Raw genomic sequence first — 25,284 nt, 5'->3', positions numbered from 1 at the left:
AGCAGCGAGACCATGAGCGAAACACCAGAGGCCCTGACCAAGGCCCCGATGGAGGATGTGGCGGCGGCACCGGCGGAACGTCCGGCCGAGGGGCCGACCGAGGACAATCTCCACTCCTTCGCGGAACTCCTGTTCTTCGCCTATCGCGACTTCACGGGCGATCCGGATGCGATTCTCAAGGATTTCGGCTTTGGCCGCGCCCATCACCGGGTCTTGCACTTCGTCAAACGCCACTCGGGCCTGCGCGTCGCTGACCTCCTGGATATCCTGAACATCACCAAGCAGAGCCTGTCGCGCGTGCTGAAACAGCTGATCGATCAGGGCTACATCACCCAGAAGGCGGGCGCCTCGGACCGCCGGGAGCGGCTGCTCTACCCGACCGAAAGCGGCAAAGCCCTCGCGGCGCGCTTGGCCGCGCCGCAGATGGTGCGGCTTCGCGCGGCGCTGGAGGCTGCGGGCCCCGAGGGGGAGCCAGCAATTCGCCGTTTTCTGGAAACAATGATCAATGCCGAAGATCGGCCCAAAGTGTCGGCCATAACGAATCCCAGTCGGACGCATTCCAATCCGCCCACGGCGGACCGCAAGGACGAAGGCAAACCGAGTTGACCCAAGCGATCCACACCAAACCTCAACAGGGGGCCGGTCCGGAAGACAACGCACAGCACATCCTCATCGTGGATGACGACAGCCGGATTCGGGATCTGCTGGGGCGCTACCTCCAAGACCGCGGCTTCCGGGTGACCATGGCCGTCGATGCGGAGAGCGCCCGTGCCCAGATGCGCAGTCTCGCCTTCGATCTGATCGTGCTCGATGTCATGATGCCGAAGGAATCGGGCATCGACTTCGCCAAGTCGCTGAGGACCGACAACCAGGTGCCCATCCTGATGCTGACGGCGCGCGCCGAGCCCGAGGATCGCATCCAAGGTCTGGAGACGGGCGTCGACGACTATCTCGCAAAACCCTTCGACCCGCGTGAACTGCTCCTGCGCATCGGCAACATCCTGAAGCGTGGCGCCCAGGCCGCCCCGTCGGGTGAGATCCGCATGGGCAACTTTATTTTCCATATCAGCCGCGGCGAGCTGCAGCGCGACGGCGAGACCGTGCGCCTGACCGAACGCGAGCGCGAACTCCTGCGCTACTTCGCGCAGCGGCCGGGAACGCCGGTGTCCCGCCACGAACTCGCCAAGGGGTCCGACAAGGACGCCGACATCGGCGGCGAACGCGCAGTGGACGTGCAGATCAACCGACTAAGACGCAAGATCGAAAACGACCCTGCCAATCCGGTCTATCTTCAGACCGTGCGCGGCAAGGGCTACATACTCTATTCCGAGTGATGAGCGCCGTCTCCGATACCGCCCGCCCGCTCCCCGAGGAGCACGCCAAAGCCGAACGGCAAGGCCCGCTCAAATGGCTGCTGGCGCGTTTCGGCGAGCAAATGCCGAAGGGCCTCTATGCGCGCGCCCTCATCATCATCATCGCCCCGATGGTGCTGCTTCAGTCGGTCCTGACCTTCGTGTTCCTGGAACGTCACTGGCAAACCGTCACCCATCGCCTGTCGACGGGCACGGTGCAGAACATCGCCATGCTGATCGACATGTACGAGGAGCTTCCAAAGAAGCACAACGTGGCGACGCTGACGGGCCTGGCAGCGAAGAACCTGGGCTTGCGCGTGCGGTTCGCCCCCGGCGAGGATCTGCCGCAAGTCCGCTCGAAGCCGTTCTTCGACCTGCTGGACACGACCCTGTCCGATGAGTTGGAGCGGCGGATCGGCCGCCCCTTCTGGATCGACACCGTTGGCCGGTCGGACTTCGTCGACATCCGCATCAAGCTCGATGACGCCGTCATGCATGTGCTGGCGCGGCGCAGCCAGACCTACGCGTCCAACTCCCACATCTTCATCGTCTGGATGCTGGGAACGTCCGTCGTCCTGCTCACCGTGGCCATTCTGTTCTTGCGCAATCAGATCCGGCCGATCCTACGCTTGGCCTATGCGGCCGAAAGTTTCGGCAAGGGACGTCCCATGCCGCAGGACTTCAAACCGCGCGGCGCGCGTGAGGTCCGACAGGCCGCCCACGCCTTTGTCGAAATGCGCGACCGCATCGAACGTCACGTGGAGCAACGCACGCTCATGCTCGCCGGTGTCAGCCACGACCTACGCACCATCCTGACGCGCTTCCGGCTGCAGCTCGCCGTGATGGAAGAAGGATCAGAACTCGACGCCATGCGCGCCGACATCGACGAGATGCAGGCCATGCTCGAGGACTACATGGCCTTTGCGAAGGGCGACTCTGGCGAAGCCATCAGTTACGTGGACATCGGCGAGGTTTTGAACGAGGTCAGCTCGCAAGCTCATGGCGGCAAGGCCGATCTCGAAGGTAAGACCGTGGAAGTCCGCATGAAGAGCGAGCCACTCATCGTGCGCGCCCGCCGCCACGCTTTCAAGCGCGCGGTCTCGAATCTCGTCAACAACGCCGCGCGCTTTGCGGACACCGTGCGCATCACGGCCGCGAAGGCGGATGGTGTCTTGACCATCGAGGTCGAGGACGACGGCCCCGGCATCCCTGAAGACGAACGCGAGCTCGTGTTCCGGCCGTTCTACCGGATCGACCACGCGCGCAACCAGGATTCGGGATCGACGGGCCTGGGGCTCGCCATCGCCCGCGACATCACCCGCATACACGGTGGCGACATCACCCTCGATCAATCTTCTCTCGGCGGACTGAAAGCCGTGCTAAAAGTCCCGGTCTAATTTCTCACTTGGAGGTGCTTCCATGAAACGTGCGTCTATCGGGCTTGCCGCCATCGCGGCCCTGGCGTTGACCGGCCCGGCCTTTGCCCAGAACGAGGCGGAGCCGGACGGCTTCCAGCAAGACGAGATGCCGGGCTCGGAGATTCAGATCGATATCGGCGAAGGTGGTGCGGACGTCCACCGCCAAGACGGCAACAAGATCTTCCCCGCTAACGAAGCGGCCGCCGAGGCCAAAGCGGCCACAAACGCACAAGACGACGCAGAACTGGAGAAAGAATTCCAGGAAGGAGAGGCGCTGGGCGACGACCGGGAAGAGCCCTTAGGCCCGAATGCGATCGATGAAGAACTCCCTGGCGAAGGTCCTGAGAGCCTCTCCGGTCCGGATGACGACGATCCACTCCCGTACTAGCCACGTATCGTAGGAACCGCAAACACCGCCACGGTTCAAGGGACCGACGACATGAGTGAGGCCTGTGATGAAAAAGTCGAGAGCTGAAAACGACAACGACGTCGATGCACCCATCGCAAACCGCCGCGAACTTCTCGCCGGAGCCGCTCTTGCGGGTCTTGCCATGCCGCTTGCCGGAAGCGCCCTGGCGGAATCCGGTCATGAACATCACGGCAGCCACCACAAGGATCTGACAAAGCTAGCTCTGGACTGCGTAGGGTATGGCGAAGCCTGTGTTGCGCACTGCATCAAGGTGCTGGGCACGGGCGACACCTCGCTCACGGACTGCCTCGTCAGCGTCAATGCGATGCTGCCGATGTGTGCAACGCTCGCCCGCTACGCTGTAACCGACGCCAAGCGCCTCAAGGAGCTTGCCCGCGTCTGCATCGATGTGTGCGACGACTGCGCGAAGGAATGCGACAAGCACGCGGCCAAGCACGAAGAGTGCAAGGCCTGCGGTGACGCCTGCAATGCGTGCATCAAAGCCTGCAGGAAGCTGATCGCCGCCTAGCGCATGGAGCCTTTAAGCAGAGGACGGAACCGGTCCGGAATCGGGTGATGGCTTGCCGTCGGGCGTGCCCTTACCTCCGAAGTTCCGCTTCAAGCCGCGCACGAGCCCGCACACGGTCTCGCAGGCCTTCTCGAGGCTTTGCATGCCGCGCTCCCCGTTCGTCAGACCGCGATCGAGCGTCGCCATGGTCTTGTCCAGCGACGGCGAGTCGTCGTCGAGCCAAGTGCTGAACGCCTTGCCGTAGACGGCGGACAGGCCGGCGATGCGCACCAAGGCCGTCGGACCATCGAGCTTCGCGCCAGCATTCGCAAGCGTCCAATACTGCGTCACCATCCGCGAGCACGCGAACATCGAGGCCTCGCCCGGCCGGCAGCGCAGATAGGCCGCAATGCGCTTCAGCGCCTCTTTGTGCGGCGCCATCACCTCGAAGCGCGTCATCAAAGCCTCGAACACCTGATCGCGAACGGTGTCGTCGGGTCCGGCGGGTTTGGTCCGAGCCAGAACCTGAGCATCGACCTCGGTTTGGAACGCGCGCAGGATCTCGTTCTTGCAGACGAACTCCCGGCGCAGGTCCGCGATGGTCAGATTTGCTTCCTTGGCGATATCGTTGAGGCCGACGTCACCCCAATCGCGCTTGGCCGCGAGCGACATGGCCGCCATCACCGCCCGGTTCCGTCTGGAGAATTCCTCGAACATGGCCGTACTCCTCTATGGGACACTCGTTTCGGCGTCTTGTTGAAAGAGACGATAGGCCGATTTCGTGGCCATCGAAAGACGGGAGGCCCGACGTTTCACCACGCGCGGGAGACGCCTCAGGACGACAACTCCCGCGACCGTTTCGCAGCCTGCGCCACCGCGCGCGCCAAAAGCTTCTTCAGCGCGTCCTCTTCCATGAGCACTTCGAGCGCCGCCGCCGTCGTGCCATTGGGCGAGGTCACGTTGGTCCGCAGCGTCGTGGCGTCGTGTTCGGACTGCTTCAGCAGCGCACCGGCGCCCGCCACAGTCGCGCGCGCCAACCGCGCGGCGAGCTCCGGCGGCAGCCCCGCTTCCAGCCCTGCCTGCTCCATGGACTCGACGAGGTGGAAGACATAGGCCGGACCGCTGCCCGAGACGGCCGTCACGGCATCCATCAGCGCTTCCTCGTCGACCCACACCACATCGCCGACGGCTGCGAGCAGCGTCTCGCACATCTGTCTCTGGGGTTCGCTCACATGGGCATTGGCGACGCACACCGTGATCCCCTCGCCGACGGCCGCCGGCGTATTGGGCATGGCGCGCACCACGGCGCAGGTCTCCGGCAGGGGATCGGCAAGACTTTCGAGCGTCCGCCCCGCCGCAATAGACAGGACAACCGTCTCGGCACCGACCGACGGCGCGATGACGCTCAAAACCTCACCGGCAAGGGCAGGCTTCACGGCGAGGACGATGACGGCGGGCGGTTGCGGCAGACGCGGCGCCGCGCCTGCGACGATCCCATGGCCGGCCACCAATTCGCCGATGCTCTCCGGCAGCGCCGGGTCCTGGATAAAGACGGTCTTGGGGTCGAGGCCGCGGGCCAGCCAGCCCTCGAGCAACGCCCCGCCCATCTTGCCCGCGCCCACCAGGAGCAAAGGGCCGTTCAAGGCAATCGTCATGCTTGGTCCTGCCTCATCGGAACACCTGTCGTTCCCGGCCATCTAAGCAGCCGCCCGGTGTCCGGTCACGCCCAAAGCCGATAGTGGCTGACTGTTTCCTGCTAAGCGGTGCCTTGCGTCTCGAGCATCGTGGCCGCGAGCGCCTCTTCGGCGCTCTTCCCAGCCCACAGCACGAACTGGAAACTCTGGTAGTAGCGCTCGCAGGCTTCGAGCGCCGCGGTCAGCAGACCCTCGCATTGCCCGACATGGGTCTTGGCCCCCGCCAGCAACAATCCGTTGCGGTACAGCAGCATGCCGTCCTGCCGCCACAGATCGAAGTGCCCCAGCCAAAGCTGCTCATTGATATTGGCCATGAGCCGGTAGACCTCCGGGATCCTCGCGTGCGTCGCCCGGAAGTCGAAGGCGCATGCAAGATGCAGCGCTTCCAGATCTTCTCGCCAATTCAACGAGACATGGTAGTCGCACCAGGACCCGGCGACTGTCAGGGACAGCTCGTCGGGGGTGCTGCGTTCGAAACTCCAGTCGCGGATGGTGGCAATCTGCTCCACCATGTCCACGGGATTTGTGAAGTGGTCGTAAGTCGCTTCGATCGAAGCCATGCGTATCCTCTCGGCCCGCGTTGAGGGGGTCCGCGCACAAGAAACAGCAACCGCGAATCAGTAGATGAATCAGTTATATCCCGGCGAGTCCGCGCACAAAACGGCACCTGAGTCGCCGAGCGTCGAATTGCTGTGGATGAGCCGAGAAATCTGTGGATTAATCGGAGACTCGACTCGACTCTCCGCCAAGCGTTATCCCGGGTTATCCACAGCTAGCTTGGACTCAAGCACGGCGATACGGGCTTTCAGGGTCTCGTTTTCTTCGCGGGCCTTCTGCGCCATGGCTTTGACGGCCTCGAACTCCTCACGCTGCACCACATCGAGTTCATTCAAGATTCGCTCGGCCTGACCGCGCATCACACCCTCAACCTCCTGCCGCACGCCGTCGGCCGCGCCGACCGCGTCGGTCAGAAGCTTACCCAACTCGTCAAACAAGCGCCCGCTGGTCTGCGTCATGGCACGCAACCTCCGAAAATGTGATGCGAGACCCGCACTTAAGCCGGATCCCCGCTTAGCGAAACTGTCATTTGCGCGGACTATTGCGTAGCGCGCCAACAGAGGCAAGCGGACGAGAGCGCTCCGTCGGCGGCATATCGTCGGGGGCACATCGTTGAGGGCAAAGGGCGCGCTTGACAGGGGTGGACCTGCAGCCGAGGGTCGCCACGACTAATCTACCTGAGGCACCATGCAGCTTTTCGTCATCCCCTTCCCCGTCGTCGATCCCGTGGCCTTCTCGGTCGGACCCGTCTCGGTCCGATGGTACGGCTTGGCCTATCTCGCGGGCATCCTCGCGGGCTGGCTCTACGGGCGCCGGATCGTCTCCCGCGCCGATCTGTGGAACGGCAACCCACCCATGACGGTGCGCCAGGCGGACGACTTCCTGCTCTGGATCACGCTCGGCATCGTGGTGGGCGGACGCCTCGGCTTTGTGTTGTTCTACGAGCCCAGCTTCTTTTGGCAGAACCCGGCGCAAATTCCGGCCATCTGGAACGGCGGTATGTCCTTCCATGGTGGGCTGCTCGGCGTCGTGACCGCCGTCTATCTCTTCGCCAGGGCCCAAGGGATCAACCCGCTCTCGCTCGGCGACATTGCCTCGGCGGCCACGCCCTTCGGCCTGTTCTTCGGGCGCATCGCGAACTTCATCAATTCGGAAGTCTATGGCCGTCCCACCGACGTGCCCTGGGCCATGGTCTTTCCCGGTGTGGACGATCTGCCCCGGCACCCGAGCCAGCTCTACGAGGCCGCACTCGAGGGCGTCGTCCTGTTCATCATCCTGCGGATCGCCACACACTATTATAAGGAACTGAACCGGCCCGGCACCGTGTTCGGCCTTTTTCTCATCTTCTATGGGATATTCCGCTCCGTCATCGAGGAGGTCGCGCGCGAACCGCATCCCGGACATCCTCTCGACATCGGAATTCTCACACCGGGCATGGCCTATTCGATTCCGATGTTTCTCATCGGGGTCTGGCTCATCTGGCGCGCCCGGCGGAAGGCGGCCCTCGCGGCCTGACGGACGGCACCATGGCGCCGATGCGGACACCGACCAGCATGGAGAGCACGCTGCTCAGCGTGCGCCTGAAAGCGCAGATCGCGCGGATCGGTCCGATCAGCGTGGAGCGCTACATGGATGTGTGCCTCGCCGACGCGACGGCCGGCTACTATCCCTCGAAGCAACCGATCGGGGCTGCCGGCGACTTCATCACCGCCCCCGAAGTCAGCCAGCTGTTCGGCGAACTGCTCGGACTGTGGGCCTACGCCGTCTGGCAATCGATGGGCTCGCCTCACCCCGTAGTCCTCGCCGAACTCGGACCGGGACGCGGCACGCTGATGGCCGACGCGTTACGCGCCCTGCGGCGCCTGCCCGGCTTCATGGACACCGTGCATGTCGCCCTCGTCGAGACCAGCCAACCGCTCCGCCGCGCGCAGGAAGAAGCCCTCGCCGGCTCCGGCGTCGAGATCTCGTGGCACGACACCATCGAGACCGTACCGGCGGGCCCGCTCATCGCGCTCGCCAACGAGTTCATCGATGCCCTGCCCATCCGGCAGCTCATCTGGCGGGATGGCGAGTGGCGCGAACGCTGTATACGCATCGCCGCCAATGGCGGGTTCGAGTTTTGCGACGGCCCCACCCTCCCCGTCGAGAGCCTGCGCCGCAACGCCGAGCTGCAGCAGCTACCGGATGGGTCGATCCTCGAAGTGAGGCCCGCGGCCAACGCAGTGGTCGCCGCCCTTGCGGCCAAGGCCGAGGTTGCCCCGCTCGCGGCGCTGATCGTCGACTACGGCCACGAGGCGACCGAATGCGGCGATACGCTCCAGGCCATCTCCCGGCACAAATTCGTCGATCCCCTCGAAGCGCCGGGCGCTGTGGACCTCACGGCCCATGTGGATTTCGGCGCATTGAAGGATGCGGTGCGCGGCGCAGGGCTCGCCGCCTATGGTCCCAAACTGCAACGCGCACTCCTGTTGGAGCTTGGCCTGGAGGCTCGGCTCGAACGCCTGTGCCGGGATGCAACCCCGGAGCAGCGTGAAGCGCTCCTGGCGGGGGCGGAGCGTCTGGTCGACCCTGCGGCTATGGGCGTGCTTTTCAAAGCGCTCGCGATCACGAGTAATGACCTCCCGGCGCCCCCTGCTTTCGAAAACAGTGCATGAGACGTTGAGCACATTCCAATGATCACCGACGACAAACTCAGAATTCAGGCCCGCACTCTCGCCGAGATCGACGGCATCGACCACGGGTTCTTCACGCGGCTCGGAGGGGTCTCGGAAGGTCTCTATGAATCTCTGAACTGCGGCGTGGGCTCGAAAGACGCACCCGACGCCGTCACGGAGAACCGGACACGCGTCGCAAGGCTGCTGGGCGCGACGCCAGACAAGCTCGCGACCGTGTATCAAAAGCATACCAACATCGCCGCCGTGGCCGACGAGACCTGGGCGACCGACACGCGCCCCGAAGCCGACGCGGTGGTCACCGCCACACCGGGCATCGTCGTCGGGATCGTCACGGCGGACTGCGCCCCGGTGCTTCTATGCGACCCAGAAGCGCGTGTTGTCGGCGCGGCCCATGCGGGCTGGCGCGGCGCCTTCACCGGGATCGTCGAGGCCACGGTCCAGGCCATGACGGGGCTCGGCGCCGCACCGGACCGGATCGTCGCCGCGATTGGCCCCGCCATCAGCCAGGGAGCCTATGAGGTGGGCGAGGACTACAAGGCCCGCTTCCTCGAAACCGAGCCCGATGCCGAGGCCTTCTTCGCCAATGACGAAGGCACCGGGGAACCGCATTTCGACCTGCCCGCCTATGTCGCCGACCGGCTGGACCGGGCCGGCGTAAGCAATATCTACGATCTCGGGATTTGCACCTATTACGACGAAACCCGCCTTTACAGCTATCGCCGGTCGCAACATCACGGCGAGGCAGATTATGGCCGCCAAATTTCCGCCATCGTGCTTACCTGATTAGGATTCACCATAGACTGATCCGTCGGCTCCGGGACGGGCGGGGCGTCTGGACGCCCTCGGGGCCTGCCAAGTATGGTTGGCCGGAATTATCAATCTGGCCGGCTTGAGACGTTGGCCCCGCCAAAAGAACACTGGTTGGAAACGACGTTGGGAGCGCACGCGCGCAGCGCGCAAAACCGTGTGCAGCCAACGAGGGAGCGAGCGGTTGGCCGCTAAGCGATACAGAACGACACACGCCCTGGGCTTCGTCCTGACGGCAGCCGCGCTACTCGCGGCCGCGCTGTCTCTGACAGGCTGCGGCGGCGGTTCGGGCATGGGCAACATCATGCAGGGCGCCGGCGGCTTGTTCGCCAGTTCCCCGAAGATCGCCATGGGCCCCGTTGTCGGTCCGCCCAAGAACGTGACAAGCCAGCTGACCCAGGCGCTTCAAACTGCCGGGGCCGATCGCAATCTCACCATCCTCCCCAGCGGTTCCGCCGAGGCGGAATACACGCTTCGGGGCTACCTCCTGACGGCCGCCGAAGGCAGCCGCTCCAGGATCTCTTATGTGTGGGACGTGGACGACGCGGCGGGCAAGCGCGTCACCCGGGTCTCAGGCGAGGAGGTCGTGTCCGGGGGATCCAGCGCCAATCCCTGGCGCGGGTTGAACTCCACGGCCATGGCCAACATCGCCAACAGCACGGCCTCGCAATTGGCTGCGAACCTGCCGGGCGGACGTGGGGGCGGTGCTGCGAAGCCCACCGCCAGCTCCTCCTCTTCGCCGTCTTCCTCCTCCTTTACGGGCCGCACCGCGGCGGCGACCGGAGCCGCAGCCGCCACGGGGGCAGCGGCCGCGTCGAACTCCCGCACGGCTTCCGGCCCGAAACCCTCGGGCGTCAAAATCGGGTCCGTCTCGGGCGCCCCGGGCGATGGCAGCCGCAGTCTGGCCTCGGCCCTTCAGAAGAAGCTCCGCAGCTCCGGGGTCAAAGTCGTGACCCGGGGCTCGAACGTCTACACGGTCAACGGCACGGTGAAGCTGACCACCGCTGGGCTTTCGAAGGAAAAAATCCGCATCGATTGGCGCGTTCTGGAGCCGAGCGGCAAGGTCAAAGGCACCGTGACCCAGGAGAACGTCATCCCGAAAGGCTCGCTGAACGGTCCGTGGGGCTCGATTGCCGACGCCGCGGCCGGCGCCGCCGTGCCCGGCATCAAGAAGCTGGTTCAATGACGCCCAAGGGTCTCCGGCGCCCCTGCCGCCCGGCCCGCGACCATAACAACTGGGCATGGATAACTTCGAACGTTTACAGAGGTGCCACACGCTTGTTAAAAGCGGCCCGGGTGTGTCGGAGGCCCTCGGCTGACGTCACATTGGCTGGGTTTCGGGGAACAAGAGCATGAAACTGGTTGCAGGCAACAGCAACCGCCCTCTCGCTGAGGCAATCTCCAACTATCTCGATACGCCACTTGCGCGCTGCGTTGTCCGACGGTTTGCGGACAAGGAGATATTCGTCGAAGTCCAGGAGAACGTCCGGGGCGAGGATGTCTTCATCATCCAGTCGACCTCGGCGCCGGCCAACGATCACCTCATGGAACTCCTGATCCTGTGCGATGCGCTGAAGCGGGCGTCCGCGCGGCGCATCACGGCGGTCATCCCCTATTTCGGCTACGCGCGGCAGGACCGGAAACCGGGGCCCCGGACGCCCATCTCCGCGAAGCTCGTCGCGAACATGATCGTTCGCGCCGGCGCCGATCGCGTTCTGACGCTCGACCTTCACGCGGGCCAGATCCAGGGCTTCTTCGACATTCCGACCGACAATTTGTTCGCCGCGCCCGTGCTGGTCGGTGACATCAAGGAGGTCATGGGGAACGATGACCTCATGGTGGTCTCGCCGGATGTCGGCGGCGTGGTTCGCGCCCGCGGCCTTGCGAAGCGCATCGATGCGCCGCTCGCCATTGTCGACAAGCGCCGCGAGCGGCCTGGCGAGTCCGAGGTGATGAATGTCATCGGCGACGTATCCGGACGCAGCTGCATCCTGATGGACGACATCGTCGATTCGGGTGGCACGCTGGTGAACGCGGCCGAAGCGCTTCTGAAACAGGGCGCCAAGCAGGTCACCGGCTACATCACCCACGGCGTCCTGTCCGGCGGCGCCATCGCCCGCGTCATGGCCTCGCAGTTGAAGGAGCTGGTGATCACCGATTCGATCATGCCCAGCGACTCGGTGATCAACGCGCACAACATCCGCGTCCTGTCGATCGCCCCGCTGCTCGGCGAAGCCATTGCGCGCACGGCGGAAGAGAAGTCGGTCTCCAGCCTCTTCTACTAGGCGTCTCTGACAGGCGCCCTAGCGCATCAGCATCCAGAAACCGAGGCCGATCAGAACCAGGCCGCCGGCGAACCGGCTGAACACCGCATAGCGCGTGTCGACGAAGCTCTGTACGGCGAAGGCCGCCAAGCCGAAGATGATCAAATCATCCAGCATGAAGAAGACGACGTAGAGCGCGATATAGGCGTAGTAGCCGAACGTGGAGACGTCGCTTAGCGCCAGCACGTGCGTGAAGATGGCCGGCAGCGCGGCCGAGCAGACGAACTCGATGGCGTTCACCGCGAAAGCCAGCCCGACGATCAGCACCAGACTGACGATACCGACAGGGGCCGCCACCACATCGCGGATGCGCGACATGGTCCGCTGCCGCTGCGCGACGTCACCGACCTCGCATTCGATCACGCCGCGCGTCCATGCCAGCTCATAGAGATGGCTGATGCCGAACCCGATGGCGAGGAGCGCGACGAACTCGGTGAGCGGCCGCACATATCCGACCACGAGGAACACGTTGAGCCAGGCGGTCATCAGCAGGAAATAAAGAATGCCCGAGGTGAGCACGAAGGTCCCTACCAGCCACCAGATCTTCGCGCGGTCCTTCAGTCCCGCGATCAGCGAGATCAAATAGATCAACACCCACATGGCGCACGGGTTGAAGCCGTCGGCCAGCCCCATGATCACCGCCAAGCCGGCCAATGAATACCGGTCTGGATCGATCGTGCCGATGATCGGCAAATCGATATGGCCTGCTGACTGCGTGTTCTCCTGCACGTCGCCGCGCACCATCGCCAACAGCTCCACGCCCGTCGTTTCAGGACGGTCGAAGCCGAGCATGTGCTGGTCGCCGAAAATGAAAAGCGGGACGCCGAGGTCCCGTTCGGAAAGGCCATAGTCTCGTGCCACCGCACGGAACAACCGTTCGTTCGCCGGTGTTGAAACGTCATGAATGTCGAAGTCGATCTCAGGATGATCCCGGAGGAACGCGCGCGCGTCATGGCAATGCGGGCAGTCCGGATGCACGAAGACGTGGAGCCGCCCATCGTCCCGCCAAGCCAGGACGTCACCGGATGCGGGCTCCTCCCCCAGCCGCAGCTGCATCAGCACGAAGACGCCGAGCAGCAAAATCGCGAGCGCGATGCGTACCCGTGCGGGCGTCGCGCTTTGGCTGATCTTTGAGGGAAAGGGTTGAGGCGAGTCGTTCGTCATACGGGAGTTTGAACTTCAATAAAGGCCAGAAGTAGAAACGCTACGTGCCGCAAGGACGTAGCGTGCTGCGTCTTGAGCATCTGGTACCCTGGTCAATCGCGTGACATGCTAACCGCCTACCGTCAGGTGCCAAACACTTCACAAGAACGGCTGACACAAAATCCCCAGGCTTGCCGATGGACGCGGCCTGACCCACCGAGGAGGAGATGAGGAATGCACGTCAATCTCGAGAATGCCGAACAAGTCATCGAAGCAGCCCGCAAGAAGGCCGTCGAACTGGACACGCAGATGTGCATCGCCGTGGTCGACTCCGGTGCCAATCTGAAGGCCTTCATGCGCATGGACGACGCTTGGGTCGGCTCCATCGACATCGCCATCAAGAAAGCGACGACCGCCTGCTTCTTCGGCATGGCGACCGGCGCGCTCGGCCAGCTCTCACAACCCGGCAAACCGCTCTACGGGATCGAGCACTCCAACGACGGCCTGATTACGTTTCCGGGCGGCCTGCCGATCGTCGACGAGGACGGCGTCCTGGTCGGCGCAATCGGCGTGAGCGGCAGCACGGTCGACAACGATCATGAAGTCGCGGCCGCCGGTGTCGCCGTTCTCGGCGTGTCCGAGATGCCGGCGCATCCCTGGCGCACCTAACCCCTCAAGGGCCGAAAACCAGATTCTCGGGCAAGGCGTTGACGTCGGCCGTTCCGGTCAGCGTCATCGCCTCGTCGAGTTCCTGCGCAACCAGGTACAGCGCGGCCGCCACGCCGCGCTCGCCATAGGGCGCGAGACCGTAGATGTAGGCCCGTCCCAAGAGGCAGCCATCCGCGCCGCGCCCGAGCGACTTCAACACGTCGAAGCCGGAACGGACGCCACTGTCGAGGACCAGCTCCACCGAATCTCCGACAGCATCGCGTATGCGCGGCAGCATCTCTATCGAGCTCGCGGCACTGTCGAGCTGCCGCCCGCCGTGGTTCGACACCACGACGCTGTCCGCGCCGAGATCGGCGGCAATCTTCGCATCCTCGGGGTCGAGAACCCCTTTCACGATCAGCTTGCCGGACCAGTTGTTCCGGAGCCATTCGAGATCGTCCCGGGTGACCGCGCCTTTGAACCGCGGCTCGGCCCAGGCGGAGACCGAAGGAAGGTCCCGCCCATCCGGGCAATAGGCTGCGAGGTTGCCGAGCGAAGGCTTGTTGCGCAGATAGCGCCAGACCCATCTCGGCCGGCGCACGATGTCCAACAACTGCCAGATCCGCAAATTCAACGGAATGCTCACACCGTTGTCGAGATCGCGGTTGCGGCGTCCCTGCACGGCCGTGTCGACATTGACCATCAGCGCGGGGCACTTGGCTTGCTCCGCCCGCTGCAGGAGCGATGCATTGATGTCGCGATCTTTCATCAAATAGAGCTGGAACACGAATGGCGTCTCGACGGCGGCGGCGACCTCCTCGATCGAGCACGAGGCCAACGAACTCAGGCAATAGGGCACGCCGAAGGCCGAGGCCGCGCGCGCGGCATGAATTTCCCCGTGCGGATGAAATGCGCCCCCCATGCCGATGGGGGCCAAAGCGACGGGCATCGACGCGACCTGCCCGAAAAGCGTGGTGCGCGTGGTCCGGATGACGGGATGGTCGAACACGCGCTGGCGAAGGCGCACGGCATCGAAGTCCGCCCGGTTCCGCCGCATGGTGATTTCGTCGTGGGAACCGCCTTCGAGAAAATCGAAGACGATTGCGGGGAGATGCCGCTTGGCCTTGTCGCGAAGGTCGTGCGGATGATTGGCCAAGGTCGATGGCCGGATCATTGCGCCGCCGCGCGGGTTCTCCCTGTCGGCACCGGTCACCCCTTTCGCGGGCACGCCGGATATAAGGCCGTCGAACTCTTCATACATGACGTGCGCAGTCCCCGTTTTGCGCAGATCGGCAGCCTTCGGCTGCGCCCATTCGTGCAACACCCATCCCAAGCCAGATAGATTACTATAGCCTGCCCGAGGCCGTACCGTCGAATTCTGGGCCCATCCATAAAGCGGCCATCACACCACGATATGGGCTCATTTCCTTCCATCGGGCCGGGCCGGCTTTCATGACCGAAACGAACGACCTTCCCATCACGGTTGCCGGTGCCGGCAGCGTGGGCTGCTATGTCGGCGCGCGTCTCGCCGCAGCCGGGCGCAGCGTCACGTTGCTGACCCGGCCCGCGCTCGCCGCCGAGATTTCCCGGCACGGTCTCCATTGCTCCGACTTGGAGGGGCACGACATCGACCTCGGCCCGGATCGGTTGAAGCTCAGCTCGGCCCCGTCCGAGGCCCTCGCCGGTGCAAAGCTCATCCTCGTCGCCGTCAAGTCCCACGATACCGACGCAATGGCCGCCCTGATCGCGGAGCACGCCGGCCACGATGCCGTCGCCGTGAGCCTGCAGAACGGCGTCTCCAACGCGGGCATTCTGCGGGAGCACCTCGGACCCGAGCGCGTGGTCGACGCGATGGTCCCGTTCAATGTGGTTCAGAACCGCCCGGCCGATGCCCCGCCGCGCTTTCACCGCGCGAGCGGCGGTGTGATCCAGGTCGAGACGACGACGACCGGGCTGCGGTCCGTGCTCGACGTTCAACACATGCCGGTCGCCGAGCGAGACGACATCGAAGCGGTGTTGTGGGGCAAACTGCTGGTCAATCTGAACAATGGGCTCAATGCCCTGTCCGGCCTGCCGATCGTCGAGCAGTTCGGCGACCGGCGCTGGCGGGCGCTCGTGGCCCGGCAGCTCGGCGAGGGTTTGGCGGTCCTGAATGCCGCCGGGATCCGGTACGCACCCTATGAAGGCGTGCCGCAGCGGGTCTTGGCGCTGGCCCTGCGACTCCCTGACGCCCTGTTCCGGGTCGCCGCCAAGCGGATGCTCTCCATGGACAAGAACGCCCGCTCGTCCATGTGGGAGGACCTGCAGGCCGGCCGGCACACCGAAATCGACTATCTCCAAGGGGAAATCATCCGGCTGGCGGATCAGGTCGGGCATCCCACCCCGCTGAACCGGCGGGTCCTGGCGCTCGTCAAAGAGGCCGAAACGGCCAAGAAGGGGTCGCCGGGCCTCTCACCGGAGGCGGTCTCGGGCGCGCTTTAGGGCCGAAAAACAGCGCCGATAGGCGATTGTCTTCTTAGGTGTCCTTAGGCTATAAGCCTCTCAAATTCCGTCGCGGCGACCACGATCAGAGCGCCGCGCCCGATTCTGGGGGCCGGTTTCCGGCCCCTCACTATTTCAGACGTTCGGAGGATCAAATGGCTGAGGCGATCGAGCTCAAGGCGTGGTCGCGAGGGCGCACCGGAACCGGTGGCGCGCGCGCAATTCGCCGTGAAGGGCGCATTCCCGGCATCGTTTACGGCGGCAGCGACGAGCCGCTCAACATCGCTCTGGAGACGAAGGAAGTTTCCAAGCAGATTCAAACCGGTCACTTCCAGAGCACGGTTTACATGCTCGACATGGACGGCACGAAGATCCGGGCCATCCCGCGCGACGTGCAGGTCGACCCGGTGCGCGACTTCCCGATCCATGTGGATTTCCTGCGGCTCGCGAAGAACGCCGAGATCGACGTGGACGTGCCGGTGCACTTCCTCAACGAAGGCGCCTCCCCGGGCCTGAAGCGTGGCGGCGTACTCAACGTGGTCCGCCACGAGATTTCCCTGCGCTGCCCGGCCGACAAAATTCCCGAAGCGATCGAGATCGATCTGGCGGGAATGGAGATCGGCGACTCCATCCACATCTCGGCCGTGACGCTGCCTGAGGGCGCTGTCCCCACGATCACCGACCGCGACTTCACCGTCGCGACCATCGCCGGCCGTGGTGGCGACGATGCGGGCGAGGAGGAAGAAGGCGCCGAAGAGGAAGCGACCGAAGAAGCCGAGGAGACGAAGGAGTAGTCTTCTCCTTCGTCTGACGGGCCGTTCGGGCCGCGAGACGGGACGACGCGATGAAGCTCTTTGTCGGCCTCGGCAATCCGGGGGCGCAATACGCCTTCAACCGTCACAATGTCGGCTTCATGGCTGTGGACGTCATGGCCGCCGCACATGGATTCGCCGCTTGGCGCAAGCGCTTCCAGGGGTTGACCTGCGAAGGGCGGCTGGGCGGCGAACAGGTGCTTCTCCTCAAGCCACAGACCTTCATGAACGAGTCGGGGCGCTCGGTGGGAGAAGCCGCGCGCTTCTACAAGATTCCCGTCAGCGATGTGGTCGCCTTCCACGACGAGTTGGATCTTGCGCCCGGCAAGGTGCGCGTGAAGATCGGCGGCGGCGTCGCCGGTCACAACGGGCTCAAGTCGCTCACGGCACATCTGGGCAACGAGTATATGCGCGTGCGGATCGGTATCGGTCACCCCGGCCACCGCGAACGTGTCATCGGTCACGTCATGCGCGACTTCGCCAAGGCGGACATGGAGTGGCTCGAGCCGGTGCTTGCGGCGATGTCGGACGCGGCCCCCATCCTTGCCAAAGGCGAGAAGGACAAGTTTCAGACCCAGGTCGCCCATGAGACGCGGGACCTCATGCGGGCCGACACCGGAAACGAAACGCAAGGCGAAACGGACTAGCCCGGACAAGACGACGGGGCGGCGCGACAGGAGCCAAAGCAGGATATGGGATTCAAATGCGGCATCGTGGGACTGCCGAATGTCGGCAAGTCCACCCTCTTCAACGCTCTTACCGAGAGCGCCGCGGCGCAGGCCGCGAACTACCCCTTCTGTACGATCGAGCCGAACGTGGGGGACGTGCCGGTCCCCGACCCGCGCCTCGCCAAGCTTTCGGAGATCGCAGGTTCCGCGCAGACCATCCCGACCCGCCTGACCTTCGTCGACATCGCCGGTCTCGTCCGCGGTGCCTCCCAAGGCGAAGGCTTGGGGAACCAGTTCCTCGCCCATATTCGCGAGGTCGACGCCATCGCTTACGTGCTGCGCTGCTTCGAGGATTCCGATGTGGTCCACGTCGACGGCAAGGTCGACCCCCTCGCCGATGCGGAGACCATCGAAACGGAATTGATGCTGGCCGATCTCGAGAGCCTCGAGCGGCGCGTGCCCGCGCTCGAAAAGAAGATTCGCGGCCAGGACAAGGAAGCCAAGGAGACCTTGGCGCTGTTGGAACGGGCGCTGGTCGTGCTGCGCGAAGGCAGGCCCGCGCGCTACGCCGCCGTGGATCACGAAGACCGCAAAGCATTCCATTCACTCGGCCTCTTGACCTCGAAGCCCGTTCTTTATGTCTGCAACGTGGACGAGGCCTCGGCCGGAACTGGCAATGCGCTCTCGGAAGCGGTTCTGGCGCGCGCCACCAAGGAAGATGTCGGCTGCGTCGTGATCTCGGCCAAGATCGAATCCGAGCTGGTGGAGCTCGACACCGAAGAGCGACGGTCCTATCTCGCCGATCTGGGCCTCGAGGAGCCGGGCCTCAACCGGCTGATCCAGGAAGGCTACAAGTTGCTCGACCTCCTCACCTATTTCACGGTGGGGCCTAAGGAAGCGCGCGCCTGGACCATCGAGCGCGGCACCCGCGCACCGCAAGCGGCCGGCGTGATCCACACCGATTTCGAGAAAGGCTTCATCCGGGCCGAGACGATCGCCTTCAACGACTATGTCGATCTAGGTGGCGAGGCCGGCGCGCGCGATGCGGGCAAGCTACGCCTCGAAGGCAAGGAGTATGTGGTTAAGGACGGCGACGTCCTGCACTTCCGCTTCGCGAACTAGGCCTTGCTCTCGTCCTGCGCCTTGGTCTTCGCGGGGCGCTTGGGCTGAGCGGCCTTTGCGGCCCCGGCAGCCGCTTCCGCAGTCTCGCCGTCCAAGATCACACCTTCCGGCGGGATGCCCTTGGGCGGGGTCACGCCCATGGACAGGTAGACATTCACAAGCCTCTCGACGCCGCCATCGGCCGGCTTGACCCACTCTTCGGGCACATAGACGAGCGCCCCGCCGAAGGGCACCGGCGCAAACGGCACCAGCACGGGCACATAGGTCCGCTCCCCGATGACCACCGGTTCGTGCGAGGGCATGAGCGCCAGGGTCGCCGCGCTCCCCTCGCCGCCATAGAAGCACCAGACGGGGCTCATGCCTTTCAGGCTGTCCTCGTCGTCGCCGCGATCCATCATCGCAACGAAGCGCTTCGAGATGTCGTAGACATTCGACACCAGCGGAATGCGCATCATGAACCAGTCGAAACTGTTGGAGATCCAGTTTCGCAGGCCCGATTCCACCGCAAGGCCCAGCAGGAAGATCAGCCCCAGAATGATGCCGAGCCCTATGAAATAGGCCACGTGCGACGAGCCCGACAGGTTCAGCCCGAGATGGGTGATGAGATTGCCGAGGAAACTTCCAGGCCCCGCATAGGTGGCCACCAGCGACCCCAGCCACGCGGTGACCAGGATCGTGACCATGATCGGCAGCAGCGCGAGGGCGCCGGACAGGAAAACTCGGAAGATGCGGCCCACGGGGAAACCTCCACTTTGAAACCGGACGCTAGCCCATCCAGGACATCAGGGCCAAACGCAAAAGCCGCCGGGACAAAAAGCCCCGGCGGCTCTACGCGGTACTGGAAACTGTGTGCTGCGCCGCGCGGGCGTCAGCTGGCGTTTTTCAGCGCATCGGCGGCCGCAACGCGGCGCAGGAAGTTTTCGACCGTGTGACGGAGCTGCTCGCCATGGCGCGAGAGATCCTTACTGACCTGCAGCATCTGCGCCGCGGACTGGTTCGTCTCATCCACGGCCTTGGTGACGTCCGGCATATGCGAGGCCACGTCCTCGGTGCCGCGCGCCGCCTGACGGACGCTGTGGGAAATCTCGGAGGTCGCCGCCGATTGCTGCTGAACGGCCCCGGCGATCTCTTGCGTGTTCTGGTTCACGTCGCCCATCGTGGTCACGATGGATTGCATGGCCTCGACCGCGCTGTGCGTTGAAGAGCGGATCGCATCGATCTGTTTCTTGATGTCGTCGGTCGCCTTGGCCGTCTGATCGGCCAGCGTCTTGACCTCGCCCGCGACGACGGCAAACCCGCGTCCGGCCTCACCGGCACGCGCGGCCTCGATCGTGGCGTTCAGCGCCAGGAGATTGGACTGAGCGGCAACATCCTGGATGAGATCGACCACGTCACCGATCCGCTCCGCCGCTTCGGTGAGGCTTTGAACCTTGTGGTTGGCCATGCGCGCGTTTTCGGTCACCTGGTCGACGATCTTGCTGGCGGTGGAAACACGTGTGCCGATATCGCTGAAGGAGACGGCCAGTTCCTCGGCCGTCGCCGCCACGGACTGGACATTCGCCGAGGCCTCGTCGGACGCCGAAGCCACGACGGTGACGCGGTCGTTCGTGTCGATGGCAACGCTCGACAGGAGCCGTGCGGTATCGTCCATCTGCCGTGCGCTGTCGGCGAACGCGCCGAGCAAGCCGGCGATGGAGCCGCGAAACTGGTGGATGAGTTCTTCGGTCCGCCGCTGCGAGGCAAGCCGCCCCTCGATCTGGCTGTCCTGCTCGCTCTGGTGGGATTCGCTCCAACTCGTGGCATCGGCCTGAAATGTCTTGAGCGCATTGGCCATGACGCCGATCTCGTCGCGGCGCGCCGTATGGGGCACATCTCCGGCCGTGTCCCACTTGGTCAGACGCTCGATCACGGTATGGAGATCCCGAAGCGCACGGGAAAGCGATCGCCCGCACAAATAACCGGCGCCGGCGCCCAGTAGCGTGGCAACACACAGCGCGAGCAGTATGGCTCCGCCGACACCGGGGACGACCATCTGCAAGGTGATCGTCACGATAACAGCGACCAAGGCCGTGGCGCCGAAGTAAAGAGAAAATTTCTTGCTGAGATCCATTTGAAAGCTCAAATCCACTACCGCCAAATAAGCCGATCGCGTGCGACCGGGACCCACCCGCGCAGGATTGCCCCGACACACCCCGTGGTGATCGCAGCTTCGACTGTTGTGGTTAATAGTCCCTTTAGGGGGTACAGAGATTTTTGGCTAACGCAGCGCCGCCGCGATGTTGCCGCCATCCACGGTCTCCACATGGCCGGTCGTCTTGCGCGCTTTGGCAAGGGCCAGGAACGCCTGGGCGACATCGTCGGCCGTCACCTCGGCGTGGAGCAGATTGCCGGCCATATAGTCCGTCTCCGTGACGCCTCTCGCCTTCGACCGCGTGGCAATCATCTCGTCCGTCAGAAGCCCGCTTCTGATCCGGTCCGCGTTGACGCCGTTCGAGCGAATACCTTCCGCGCCATAGTCCAGCGCATACTGGCGCATCAGCAGCATGGTGGCCGCCTTGGGGAGGCCGTAGGGACCGAAATTCTGTCCCGGATTGACGGCCTGCTTGGAGATGTTGAACAGAAGCGCACCGCCCGTGCCCTGCTTCTGCATGATGGCCACCGCCTCGCGCGCCACGGTCTGGTGCGCGAAGAAGTTCAACTCGAAGCTCTTGCGCAGGACCTCGTCGGGAACATCGCCGATGCGTCCCTGCCAGGCTGCACCCGCATTCGACACGAGGATATCGACCCCGCCAAAGCGCGCGCAGACAGCCTCGAAGGCGCGGGCCACATCGTCCGGCTTTGTCACGTCGCAAGCGATGCCGATGCCCTTGACCGCCCGCGCGGCCTCGGCGGCAGCGTCGCCATCCACATCGAGGACGGCAACCGCGGCCCCATCGCCGGCAAGCGCCTTGGCCGTCGCCGTGCCGATGGCACCGGCGCCCGTCACCACGGCCACCTGGCCCGTGAGGGGCTTGACCACTTGTTTGGCAAGCTTGGCCTGCTCCAGGCTCCAATATTCGAGGGCGAACAGATCGCTCTCGGGCAGCGGCTCGTAACGGCCGATGGCCTCGGCGTCGGTGATGACGCGAACCGTGTTCTCGGCGAGATCCCCGGCGATAGCCGCGTCTTTCGCCGAGCGGCCGAGCCCGAACAGACCGACCCCCGGCACGAGGATGACGCGTGGCATGGGATCAAGCTTGGTCTTGGTGCCGCCGACGGCCTCGTTCTCCCGCGCGAAGTACAGGTCGTACTCCGCCACATAAGTCTCGACGGCGGCTTCAACGAACTGGGTAAACGCGTCGAGTTTTCCGGACTCGGGCGCCGGCACGACAAGCGGCTTGTTCTTGGTCCGAATGATGTGGTCGGGCGTCACCACGCCGCGCTGACTGTAGGAGGTGAGTTCGGCTCCGTTCACGTAGTCGAGGATGGCAGGGCTCGACCGGAACTCGGCGATGAAGCGCGTCGGCTCTTGCCCCGGACGGTGGATGGCGCAGGCCCCGCGCAGGATCGGCGCGATCTCCGCGGCGCTCGCCGGCGCCTCTGGAATATGGGCGCCCTGGAAGACGACGGGCCGGCCCTGGCGCAGGCGGCTCTCCGCGAGCGAGACCATCTCGATCATGCGCTCATAAGCGTCCTGCGCCGTGTCGCCGAACGTGAAGATCCCGTGCTTGTGCAGGATCATCCCTTCCACATCGGGCTTCTCGTCGAAGACATCGGCCGCCGCTTTGGCGAGGTCGAAGCCGGGCGCGATGTAGGGGACGATCCCCATGCGCCCGTTATAGACCTCGCGGGCCAAAGCCACGCCGTCGGGCTGGTCGACGAGCGACAGGACCGCCGCCGCATGGGCGTGGTCTACGAATTTGTGCGGCAGAAAAGCGTGCAGCAGCGTTTCGACGGACGGGTTGGGCGCGGAGGCATTGAGAAGGTTGAGCCGCTGGGTGTTGACCATGGCCTCGTCGGAGAGCGCATCGAGCGCGCGCATCTCCCGCAAGGGACCGAGCTTCACGGTAGGAAGCCCCCAAGGCTCGATTTCCGCCATGTCGGCGCCGGAGCCCTTTACCGCGATGACGTCGTGCTCCTGGCCGAGATCGTCGACCGCGCGGGTCTTCACGGACGTGTTGCCGCCGCCATGCAGAACCAGCAGCGGGTCGCGGCCGATTAGGCGGGTGGTGTAGACGCGAAGGGCGATGTCCTCATTGACGCCGTCGGCGCCATAGACCTCGACTGCGCGCTTCGCTTCGTCGTCATTCCATTGGCTCTTCATGGCGCGGGTTGTGGCAAGTTTCCGCCATCCCGGCAAGACGAGAACTCAAATTTCCCGACCCCCGGCCGATGCCCTGGCCGAAATGGACCGGCTGGACGCGAGAATCCTCATTTTCGCCCCAGGACGATACGGATTCGAAACAAATTCGGCTGGATAATCAGACCATAAGGGGCGCTTAGGGATGAGGGAGACATCGTCGTGGGGAGATTCCTGGACGCATACAAGCCGGAGCGGCACTACATGCGCGGGCCTGGGCCGAAATGGCACGCCAAGCATTCTGCCTCGCTCTTGACGGCCGCCAGTGCTCAGCCCGCCGGAAACCATGGTGCGGCGCTGAAAGAGCTTCGGGCGGCAGAGTTTCAATTGCTGGGCTGGATGGCGCCGATGGCCGCCGCGGTCACGCTTGGCTTCATGGCCGTAATGGTGCTGGCATAGCCTGAAACCGGCCTGAGCCGACGCAGGTTTTGCGATGGGTTTCCACGCGCGCGGACTCGCGCCCAGACGCGTCTGAGACAGCCCCGCAATTTCAAAAGATTCGTAAAATTCAACGCTTTGGGCTTCCCTTTTGGGTCATGGAGGCCCACGTTAGAGGTCTACGAGGAAGGGTCACCAAGATCGCGAGGTATATCTCATGCGTTCCGTTCTCTTCACGACCCTAGCGGGGCTTCTTGCCATATTCGTTGTGGCTAGCCCCAAACCCGCATCGGCTACGCCGGCCGCTGCGGTACTGAAATACAGCCCAGCGACTGCATCGGAAGTCGTGCCGGTCCGGCGGTGGTATAAGCGGCGGTACTATTACCGGCGTCCCCACTACCGGCCTTACCGATATTCCCGGCGCCCCTACTATCGGCCTTATCGCTATTATGGCCGTCCCTATTACGGACCCCGCTACCCCTACTATGGCCGGCGCTACTGGCGCGGGCCCCGTGTCGGAGTCTATGTGGGTATCTAGAAGGACCGCCGCATAGGAGTGTGGTTTCGAAGAAGCGCGGTGCCTTTTGAGGCGCCGCGTTTTTTGTTGCCCACGCCGCCGGTCAGATCAGCAGCACGCTTGCAAGACCGGCGACCAGCATCGCGCCGATGGCCAAGAGAAGCGGCTTGCCGAGCGCGACGCCGCCGAGCACGAAGGCGATCCCGCATTTGACCGCCGTGTTGACCAACGACGCGATGACGATGGCGATCACGGCAACATGCGCACTTCCCGTCTTGGCAAGCTCGGCCATGGAGAGGGTGATGGCATCCACATCGGTCAGCCCCGCGAGCGCCGCCACGGCGTAAACGCCGCTGTCGGAGAAGTTCTCCTGCGCGATCTTGACCGCGACCAGCACCACCGCAAAGAACGCCGCAAACTTTGCCGCCGACGTGACACTGAAGGGGTTGGTCACGCGCAAGTCTTCCCGGGCGCTAACGTCCTTTCCATTCCGATGCCGGCGCAGATAGATCAGGCCTGCGCTCCCCGCCGCCACCAAGGCCATCGCCGCGAACGGTACGAAGATCGGTCCGAGGAGCGCGCGGTTGACGACCGCCACGACCACGAGAACGCGCACGAACATGACCGCCCACGCCACCAAGATCCCGCTGGCGAAGGCCATTGTATTGGCGGGGTTGGTCCGCGCCTCGCGGGCGAACGATACGGTCACCGCGGTGGACGCTACGAGACCGCCGGCAAACCCGGTCAGCAGCGCGCCCTTTCCGGGACCAAGCCAGCGCGTCATCGCGTAGCCGACCAGCGACAGGCCGGAGATCAGGATGACCAGGAGCCAGAGCTCGTACGGGTTGAGCGCGCCCCAAGGATCGATCGGCTTATCGGGGAGGAGCGGCAAGGCGATAAAGGTCGCGATCAGCAGCTGCAGTCCGGAATAGACATCGTCCCAGCCGAGCTGCTTCACGAACCCATGCATCGGATCCTTGTAGGCAAGGACCGCCGTGGTGATGACGGCCAACGCGATGGCGATTTCGGTGCCGCCCAGCATGTCGATCGCGCCCAGCACGAAGACGATGACGGCAGCTACCTCGGTGGTAAGGCCCACGGCCTCCTGCTGCCCGCGCGTCGTCGCGATGTAGCCTGCCACCACAAAAGCGCCCGTGATCAGAAGACCCGCCGCCACGATCCAATAAGAGTCGAAGAGCCGGGCCAGCCACGCCGTGCAGGCGCCGAGGAGCGCGAACAGGATGAAGGTCCGCAAGCCCGCCGTCTGCTCGGTCTTCGATTTGCGCTCGCGGCGATGCTTCTCGCGCTCGATACCGACAAGGGCACCAAGCAGTACGGCGATCCCGAAATGGATCGCGTCGGCCATGAGATCGTGCGGCTCCATCTGCGCCCTCCTCGCGGCGGACTACCGGCCCTCAACGGGCCACGACG

27 protein-coding genes are annotated in these 25,284 nt (G+C 64.4%); 17 read left to right on the top strand and 10 right to left on the bottom strand.

Annotation, left to right across the window (positions count from 1 at the left end; genetic code table 11):
- Positions 1-12: 12 nt before the first annotated feature.
- The 5 genes from DCY11_RS12340 (at position 13) to DCY11_RS12320 (ending at position 3,708) form a co-directional block, all read left to right on the top strand.
- The gene (locus DCY11_RS12340; RefSeq protein WP_245409364.1) at positions 13-606 is read left to right on the top strand and encodes a MarR family winged helix-turn-helix transcriptional regulator; all 594 of its coding nucleotides are present in this window, start codon (positions 13-15) and stop codon (positions 604-606) included.
- Entirely contained in the window at positions 603-1,334 is a 732-nt protein-coding gene (locus DCY11_RS12335) for a response regulator (protein WP_108683134.1), read from the top strand. Before DCY11_RS12340 ends, DCY11_RS12335 begins: the two co-directional genes overlap by 4 nt.
- Entirely contained in the window at positions 1,334-2,749 is a 1,416-nt protein-coding gene (locus DCY11_RS12330) for an ATP-binding protein (RefSeq protein WP_108683133.1), read from the top strand. The genes DCY11_RS12335 and DCY11_RS12330 overlap by 1 nt, the downstream gene beginning before the upstream one ends.
- Before the next feature lie 22 nt (positions 2,750-2,771).
- A complete protein-coding gene (locus tag DCY11_RS12325; RefSeq protein WP_108683132.1) occupies positions 2,772-3,158 on the top strand; it encodes a hypothetical protein in 387 nt (128 codons plus the stop codon).
- Positions 3,159-3,225: 67 nt separating this feature from the next.
- The gene (locus DCY11_RS12320; protein WP_108683131.1) at positions 3,226-3,708 is read left to right on the top strand and encodes a four-helix bundle copper-binding protein; all 483 of its coding nucleotides are present in this window, start codon (positions 3,226-3,228) and stop codon (positions 3,706-3,708) included.
- A gap of 12 nt (positions 3,709-3,720) precedes the next feature.
- Here the strand turns inward: DCY11_RS12320 and DCY11_RS12315 are convergent, their stop codons facing one another.
- The 4 genes from DCY11_RS12315 to DCY11_RS12300 all read right to left on the bottom strand — a co-directional run bounded on the left by DCY11_RS12315 (position 3,721) and on the right by DCY11_RS12300 (position 6,397).
- Complete coding sequence (locus tag DCY11_RS12315; RefSeq protein WP_108683130.1) at positions 3,721-4,404, bottom strand: TetR/AcrR family transcriptional regulator; 684 nt, start codon at positions 4,402-4,404, stop codon at positions 3,721-3,723.
- 116 nt (positions 4,405-4,520) lie between these two features.
- A complete protein-coding gene (gene proC / locus DCY11_RS12310; protein ID WP_108683129.1) occupies positions 4,521-5,342 on the bottom strand; it encodes a pyrroline-5-carboxylate reductase in 822 nt (273 codons plus the stop codon).
- 101 nt (positions 5,343-5,443) lie between these two features.
- Positions 5,444-5,941 carry a YbjN domain-containing protein gene (locus DCY11_RS12305; protein WP_108683128.1) on the bottom strand — a complete coding sequence of 166 codons (498 nt, stop codon included), beginning with the start codon at positions 5,939-5,941 and terminating at the stop codon, positions 5,444-5,446.
- A gap of 192 nt (positions 5,942-6,133) precedes the next feature.
- Positions 6,134-6,397 (bottom strand): accessory factor UbiK family protein, encoded by a 264-nt coding sequence (locus DCY11_RS12300; protein ID WP_069443324.1) that lies wholly within the window; start codon positions 6,395-6,397, stop codon positions 6,134-6,136.
- Between the two features lie 229 nt (positions 6,398-6,626).
- On the opposite strand from DCY11_RS12300, the gene lgt reads away from it, so the two are divergent.
- The 5 genes from lgt (at position 6,627) to DCY11_RS12275 (ending at position 11,706) form a co-directional block, all read left to right on the top strand.
- Positions 6,627-7,454 (top strand): prolipoprotein diacylglyceryl transferase, encoded by an 828-nt coding sequence (gene lgt, locus DCY11_RS12295; RefSeq protein WP_108683127.1) that lies wholly within the window; start codon positions 6,627-6,629, stop codon positions 7,452-7,454.
- A 20-nt stretch (positions 7,455-7,474) separates the two neighbouring features.
- The gene (locus DCY11_RS12290; RefSeq protein ID WP_245409363.1) at positions 7,475-8,593 is read left to right on the top strand and encodes a class I SAM-dependent methyltransferase; all 1,119 of its coding nucleotides are present in this window, start codon (positions 7,475-7,477) and stop codon (positions 8,591-8,593) included.
- 18 nt (positions 8,594-8,611) lie between these two features.
- Positions 8,612-9,397: a peptidoglycan editing factor PgeF gene (pgeF, locus tag DCY11_RS12285; RefSeq protein WP_108683126.1), complete on the top strand. Its 786-nt coding sequence runs from the start codon at positions 8,612-8,614 to the stop codon at positions 9,395-9,397.
- 208 nt (positions 9,398-9,605) lie between these two features.
- Positions 9,606-10,607, top strand: coding sequence for a hypothetical protein (locus DCY11_RS12280; protein ID WP_159079994.1), 1,002 nt, complete (start codon positions 9,606-9,608; stop codon positions 10,605-10,607).
- A gap of 166 nt (positions 10,608-10,773) precedes the next feature.
- On the top strand, positions 10,774-11,706 hold the full coding sequence (locus tag DCY11_RS12275) for a ribose-phosphate pyrophosphokinase (protein WP_108683124.1): 933 nt from the start codon (positions 10,774-10,776) through the stop codon (positions 11,704-11,706).
- Positions 11,707-11,724: 18 nt separating this feature from the next.
- Here DCY11_RS12275 and DCY11_RS12270 read toward each other — a convergent pair whose 3' ends face one another.
- Positions 11,725-12,909, bottom strand: coding sequence for a glutaredoxin family protein (locus DCY11_RS12270; RefSeq protein WP_245409362.1), 1,185 nt, complete (start codon positions 12,907-12,909; stop codon positions 11,725-11,727).
- Between the two features lie 213 nt (positions 12,910-13,122).
- On the opposite strand from DCY11_RS12270, the gene DCY11_RS12265 reads away from it, so the two are divergent.
- Entirely contained in the window at positions 13,123-13,557 is a 435-nt protein-coding gene (locus DCY11_RS12265; RefSeq protein ID WP_108683123.1) for a heme-binding protein, read from the top strand.
- 4 nt (positions 13,558-13,561) lie between these two features.
- On the opposite strand, the gene DCY11_RS12260 is transcribed toward DCY11_RS12265, so the two are convergent.
- Complete coding sequence (locus DCY11_RS12260) at positions 13,562-14,860, bottom strand: alpha-hydroxy acid oxidase (protein WP_208430465.1); 1,299 nt, start codon at positions 14,858-14,860, stop codon at positions 13,562-13,564.
- Between the two features lie 128 nt (positions 14,861-14,988).
- Between DCY11_RS12260 and DCY11_RS12255 the strand changes: the two genes are divergently transcribed.
- From DCY11_RS12255 to ychF, 4 genes are all read left to right on the top strand, one after another.
- Positions 14,989-16,017, top strand: a complete 1,029-nt coding sequence (locus tag DCY11_RS12255) for a 2-dehydropantoate 2-reductase (RefSeq protein WP_108683122.1) — start codon at positions 14,989-14,991, stop codon at positions 16,015-16,017.
- A gap of 155 nt (positions 16,018-16,172) precedes the next feature.
- The gene (locus DCY11_RS12250; protein ID WP_108683121.1) at positions 16,173-16,811 is read left to right on the top strand and encodes a 50S ribosomal protein L25/general stress protein Ctc; all 639 of its coding nucleotides are present in this window, start codon (positions 16,173-16,175) and stop codon (positions 16,809-16,811) included.
- Between the two features lie 50 nt (positions 16,812-16,861).
- Entirely contained in the window at positions 16,862-17,476 is a 615-nt protein-coding gene (gene pth / locus DCY11_RS12245; protein ID WP_108683120.1) for an aminoacyl-tRNA hydrolase, read from the top strand.
- A gap of 45 nt (positions 17,477-17,521) precedes the next feature.
- The gene (gene ychF / locus DCY11_RS12240) at positions 17,522-18,619 is read left to right on the top strand and encodes a redox-regulated ATPase YchF (protein ID WP_108683119.1); all 1,098 of its coding nucleotides are present in this window, start codon (positions 17,522-17,524) and stop codon (positions 18,617-18,619) included.
- On the opposite strand, the gene DCY11_RS12235 is transcribed toward ychF, so the two are convergent.
- The 3 genes from DCY11_RS12235 to DCY11_RS12225 all read right to left on the bottom strand — a co-directional run bounded on the left by DCY11_RS12235 (position 18,616) and on the right by DCY11_RS12225 (position 22,922).
- Positions 18,616-19,356 carry a DUF502 domain-containing protein gene (locus DCY11_RS12235; RefSeq protein WP_108683118.1) on the bottom strand — a complete coding sequence of 247 codons (741 nt, stop codon included), beginning with the start codon at positions 19,354-19,356 and terminating at the stop codon, positions 18,616-18,618. The genes ychF and DCY11_RS12235 overlap by 4 nt on opposite strands.
- A 131-nt stretch (positions 19,357-19,487) precedes the next feature.
- Positions 19,488-20,729, bottom strand: a complete 1,242-nt coding sequence (locus tag DCY11_RS12230) for a methyl-accepting chemotaxis protein (RefSeq protein ID WP_108683117.1) — start codon at positions 20,727-20,729, stop codon at positions 19,488-19,490.
- A 147-nt stretch (positions 20,730-20,876) separates the two neighbouring features.
- A complete protein-coding gene (locus DCY11_RS12225; protein ID WP_108683116.1) occupies positions 20,877-22,922 on the bottom strand; it encodes a bifunctional aldolase/short-chain dehydrogenase in 2,046 nt (681 codons plus the stop codon).
- A gap of 198 nt (positions 22,923-23,120) precedes the next feature.
- Here DCY11_RS12225 and DCY11_RS12220 point away from each other — a divergent pair, with 198 nt between their 5' ends.
- Both DCY11_RS12220 and DCY11_RS15780 read left to right on the top strand, forming a co-directional pair.
- On the top strand, positions 23,121-23,357 hold the full coding sequence (locus DCY11_RS12220) for a hypothetical protein (protein ID WP_069443310.1): 237 nt from the start codon (positions 23,121-23,123) through the stop codon (positions 23,355-23,357).
- Between the two features lie 196 nt (positions 23,358-23,553).
- The gene (locus DCY11_RS15780) at positions 23,554-23,874 is read left to right on the top strand and encodes a hypothetical protein (protein WP_108683114.1); all 321 of its coding nucleotides are present in this window, start codon (positions 23,554-23,556) and stop codon (positions 23,872-23,874) included.
- 82 nt (positions 23,875-23,956) lie between these two features.
- Here the strand turns inward: DCY11_RS15780 and DCY11_RS12210 are convergent, their stop codons facing one another.
- Positions 23,957-25,237 carry a DUF4010 domain-containing protein gene (locus DCY11_RS12210; RefSeq protein ID WP_108683113.1) on the bottom strand — a complete coding sequence of 427 codons (1,281 nt, stop codon included), beginning with the start codon at positions 25,235-25,237 and terminating at the stop codon, positions 23,957-23,959.
- Between the last annotated feature and the right edge of the window lie 47 nt (positions 25,238-25,284).

This window comes from Methyloceanibacter sp. wino2, assembly GCF_003071365.1.
GTDB lineage: Bacteria > Pseudomonadota > Alphaproteobacteria > Rhizobiales > Methyloligellaceae > Methyloceanibacter.
The sequence above is the reverse complement of the archived record's forward strand: the minus strand, read 5'-3'. Positions and strand labels throughout refer to the sequence as shown.

What these genes read in the sequence shown, in the direction of transcription:
- DCY11_RS12305 (WP_108683128.1), bottom strand. Translation starts at nt 5,941, where the DNA reads ATGGCTTCGATCGAAGCGACTTACGACCACTTCACAAATCCCGTGGAC.
- DCY11_RS12320 (WP_108683131.1), top strand. Translation starts at nt 3,226, where the DNA reads ATGAAAAAGTCGAGAGCTGAAAACGACAACGACGTCGATGCACCCATC.
- lgt (WP_108683127.1), top strand. Translation starts at nt 6,627, where the DNA reads ATGCAGCTTTTCGTCATCCCCTTCCCCGTCGTCGATCCCGTGGCCTTC.
- pth (WP_108683120.1), top strand. Translation starts at nt 16,862, where the DNA reads ATGAAGCTCTTTGTCGGCCTCGGCAATCCGGGGGCGCAATACGCCTTC.
- DCY11_RS12230 (WP_108683117.1), bottom strand. Translation starts at nt 20,729, where the DNA reads ATGGATCTCAGCAAGAAATTTTCTCTTTACTTCGGCGCCACGGCCTTG.
- DCY11_RS12250 (WP_108683121.1), top strand. Translation starts at nt 16,173, where the DNA reads ATGGCTGAGGCGATCGAGCTCAAGGCGTGGTCGCGAGGGCGCACCGGA.
- proC (WP_108683129.1), bottom strand. Translation starts at nt 5,342, where the DNA reads ATGACGATTGCCTTGAACGGCCCTTTGCTCCTGGTGGGCGCGGGCAAG.
- DCY11_RS12225 (WP_108683116.1), bottom strand. Translation starts at nt 22,922, where the DNA reads ATGAAGAGCCAATGGAATGACGACGAAGCGAAGCGCGCAGTCGAGGTC.
- DCY11_RS12330 (WP_108683133.1), top strand. Translation starts at nt 1,334, where the DNA reads ATGAGCGCCGTCTCCGATACCGCCCGCCCGCTCCCCGAGGAGCACGCC.
- DCY11_RS12300 (WP_069443324.1), bottom strand. Translation starts at nt 6,397, where the DNA reads ATGACGCAGACCAGCGGGCGCTTGTTTGACGAGTTGGGTAAGCTTCTG.
- DCY11_RS12275 (WP_108683124.1), top strand. Translation starts at nt 10,774, where the DNA reads ATGAAACTGGTTGCAGGCAACAGCAACCGCCCTCTCGCTGAGGCAATC.
- DCY11_RS12340 (WP_245409364.1), top strand. Translation starts at nt 13, where the DNA reads ATGAGCGAAACACCAGAGGCCCTGACCAAGGCCCCGATGGAGGATGTG.
- DCY11_RS12325 (WP_108683132.1), top strand. Translation starts at nt 2,772, where the DNA reads ATGAAACGTGCGTCTATCGGGCTTGCCGCCATCGCGGCCCTGGCGTTG.
- ychF (WP_108683119.1), top strand. Translation starts at nt 17,522, where the DNA reads ATGGGATTCAAATGCGGCATCGTGGGACTGCCGAATGTCGGCAAGTCC.
- DCY11_RS12270 (WP_245409362.1), bottom strand. Translation starts at nt 12,909, where the DNA reads ATGACGAACGACTCGCCTCAACCCTTTCCCTCAAAGATCAGCCAAAGC.
- DCY11_RS12290 (WP_245409363.1), top strand. Translation starts at nt 7,475, where the DNA reads ATGCGGACACCGACCAGCATGGAGAGCACGCTGCTCAGCGTGCGCCTG.
- pgeF (WP_108683126.1), top strand. Translation starts at nt 8,612, where the DNA reads ATGATCACCGACGACAAACTCAGAATTCAGGCCCGCACTCTCGCCGAG.
- DCY11_RS15780 (WP_108683114.1), top strand. Translation starts at nt 23,554, where the DNA reads ATGCGTTCCGTTCTCTTCACGACCCTAGCGGGGCTTCTTGCCATATTC.
- DCY11_RS12255 (WP_108683122.1), top strand. Translation starts at nt 14,989, where the DNA reads ATGACCGAAACGAACGACCTTCCCATCACGGTTGCCGGTGCCGGCAGC.
- DCY11_RS12315 (WP_108683130.1), bottom strand. Translation starts at nt 4,404, where the DNA reads ATGTTCGAGGAATTCTCCAGACGGAACCGGGCGGTGATGGCGGCCATG.
- DCY11_RS12265 (WP_108683123.1), top strand. Translation starts at nt 13,123, where the DNA reads ATGCACGTCAATCTCGAGAATGCCGAACAAGTCATCGAAGCAGCCCGC.
- DCY11_RS12210 (WP_108683113.1), bottom strand. Translation starts at nt 25,237, where the DNA reads ATGGAGCCGCACGATCTCATGGCCGACGCGATCCATTTCGGGATCGCC.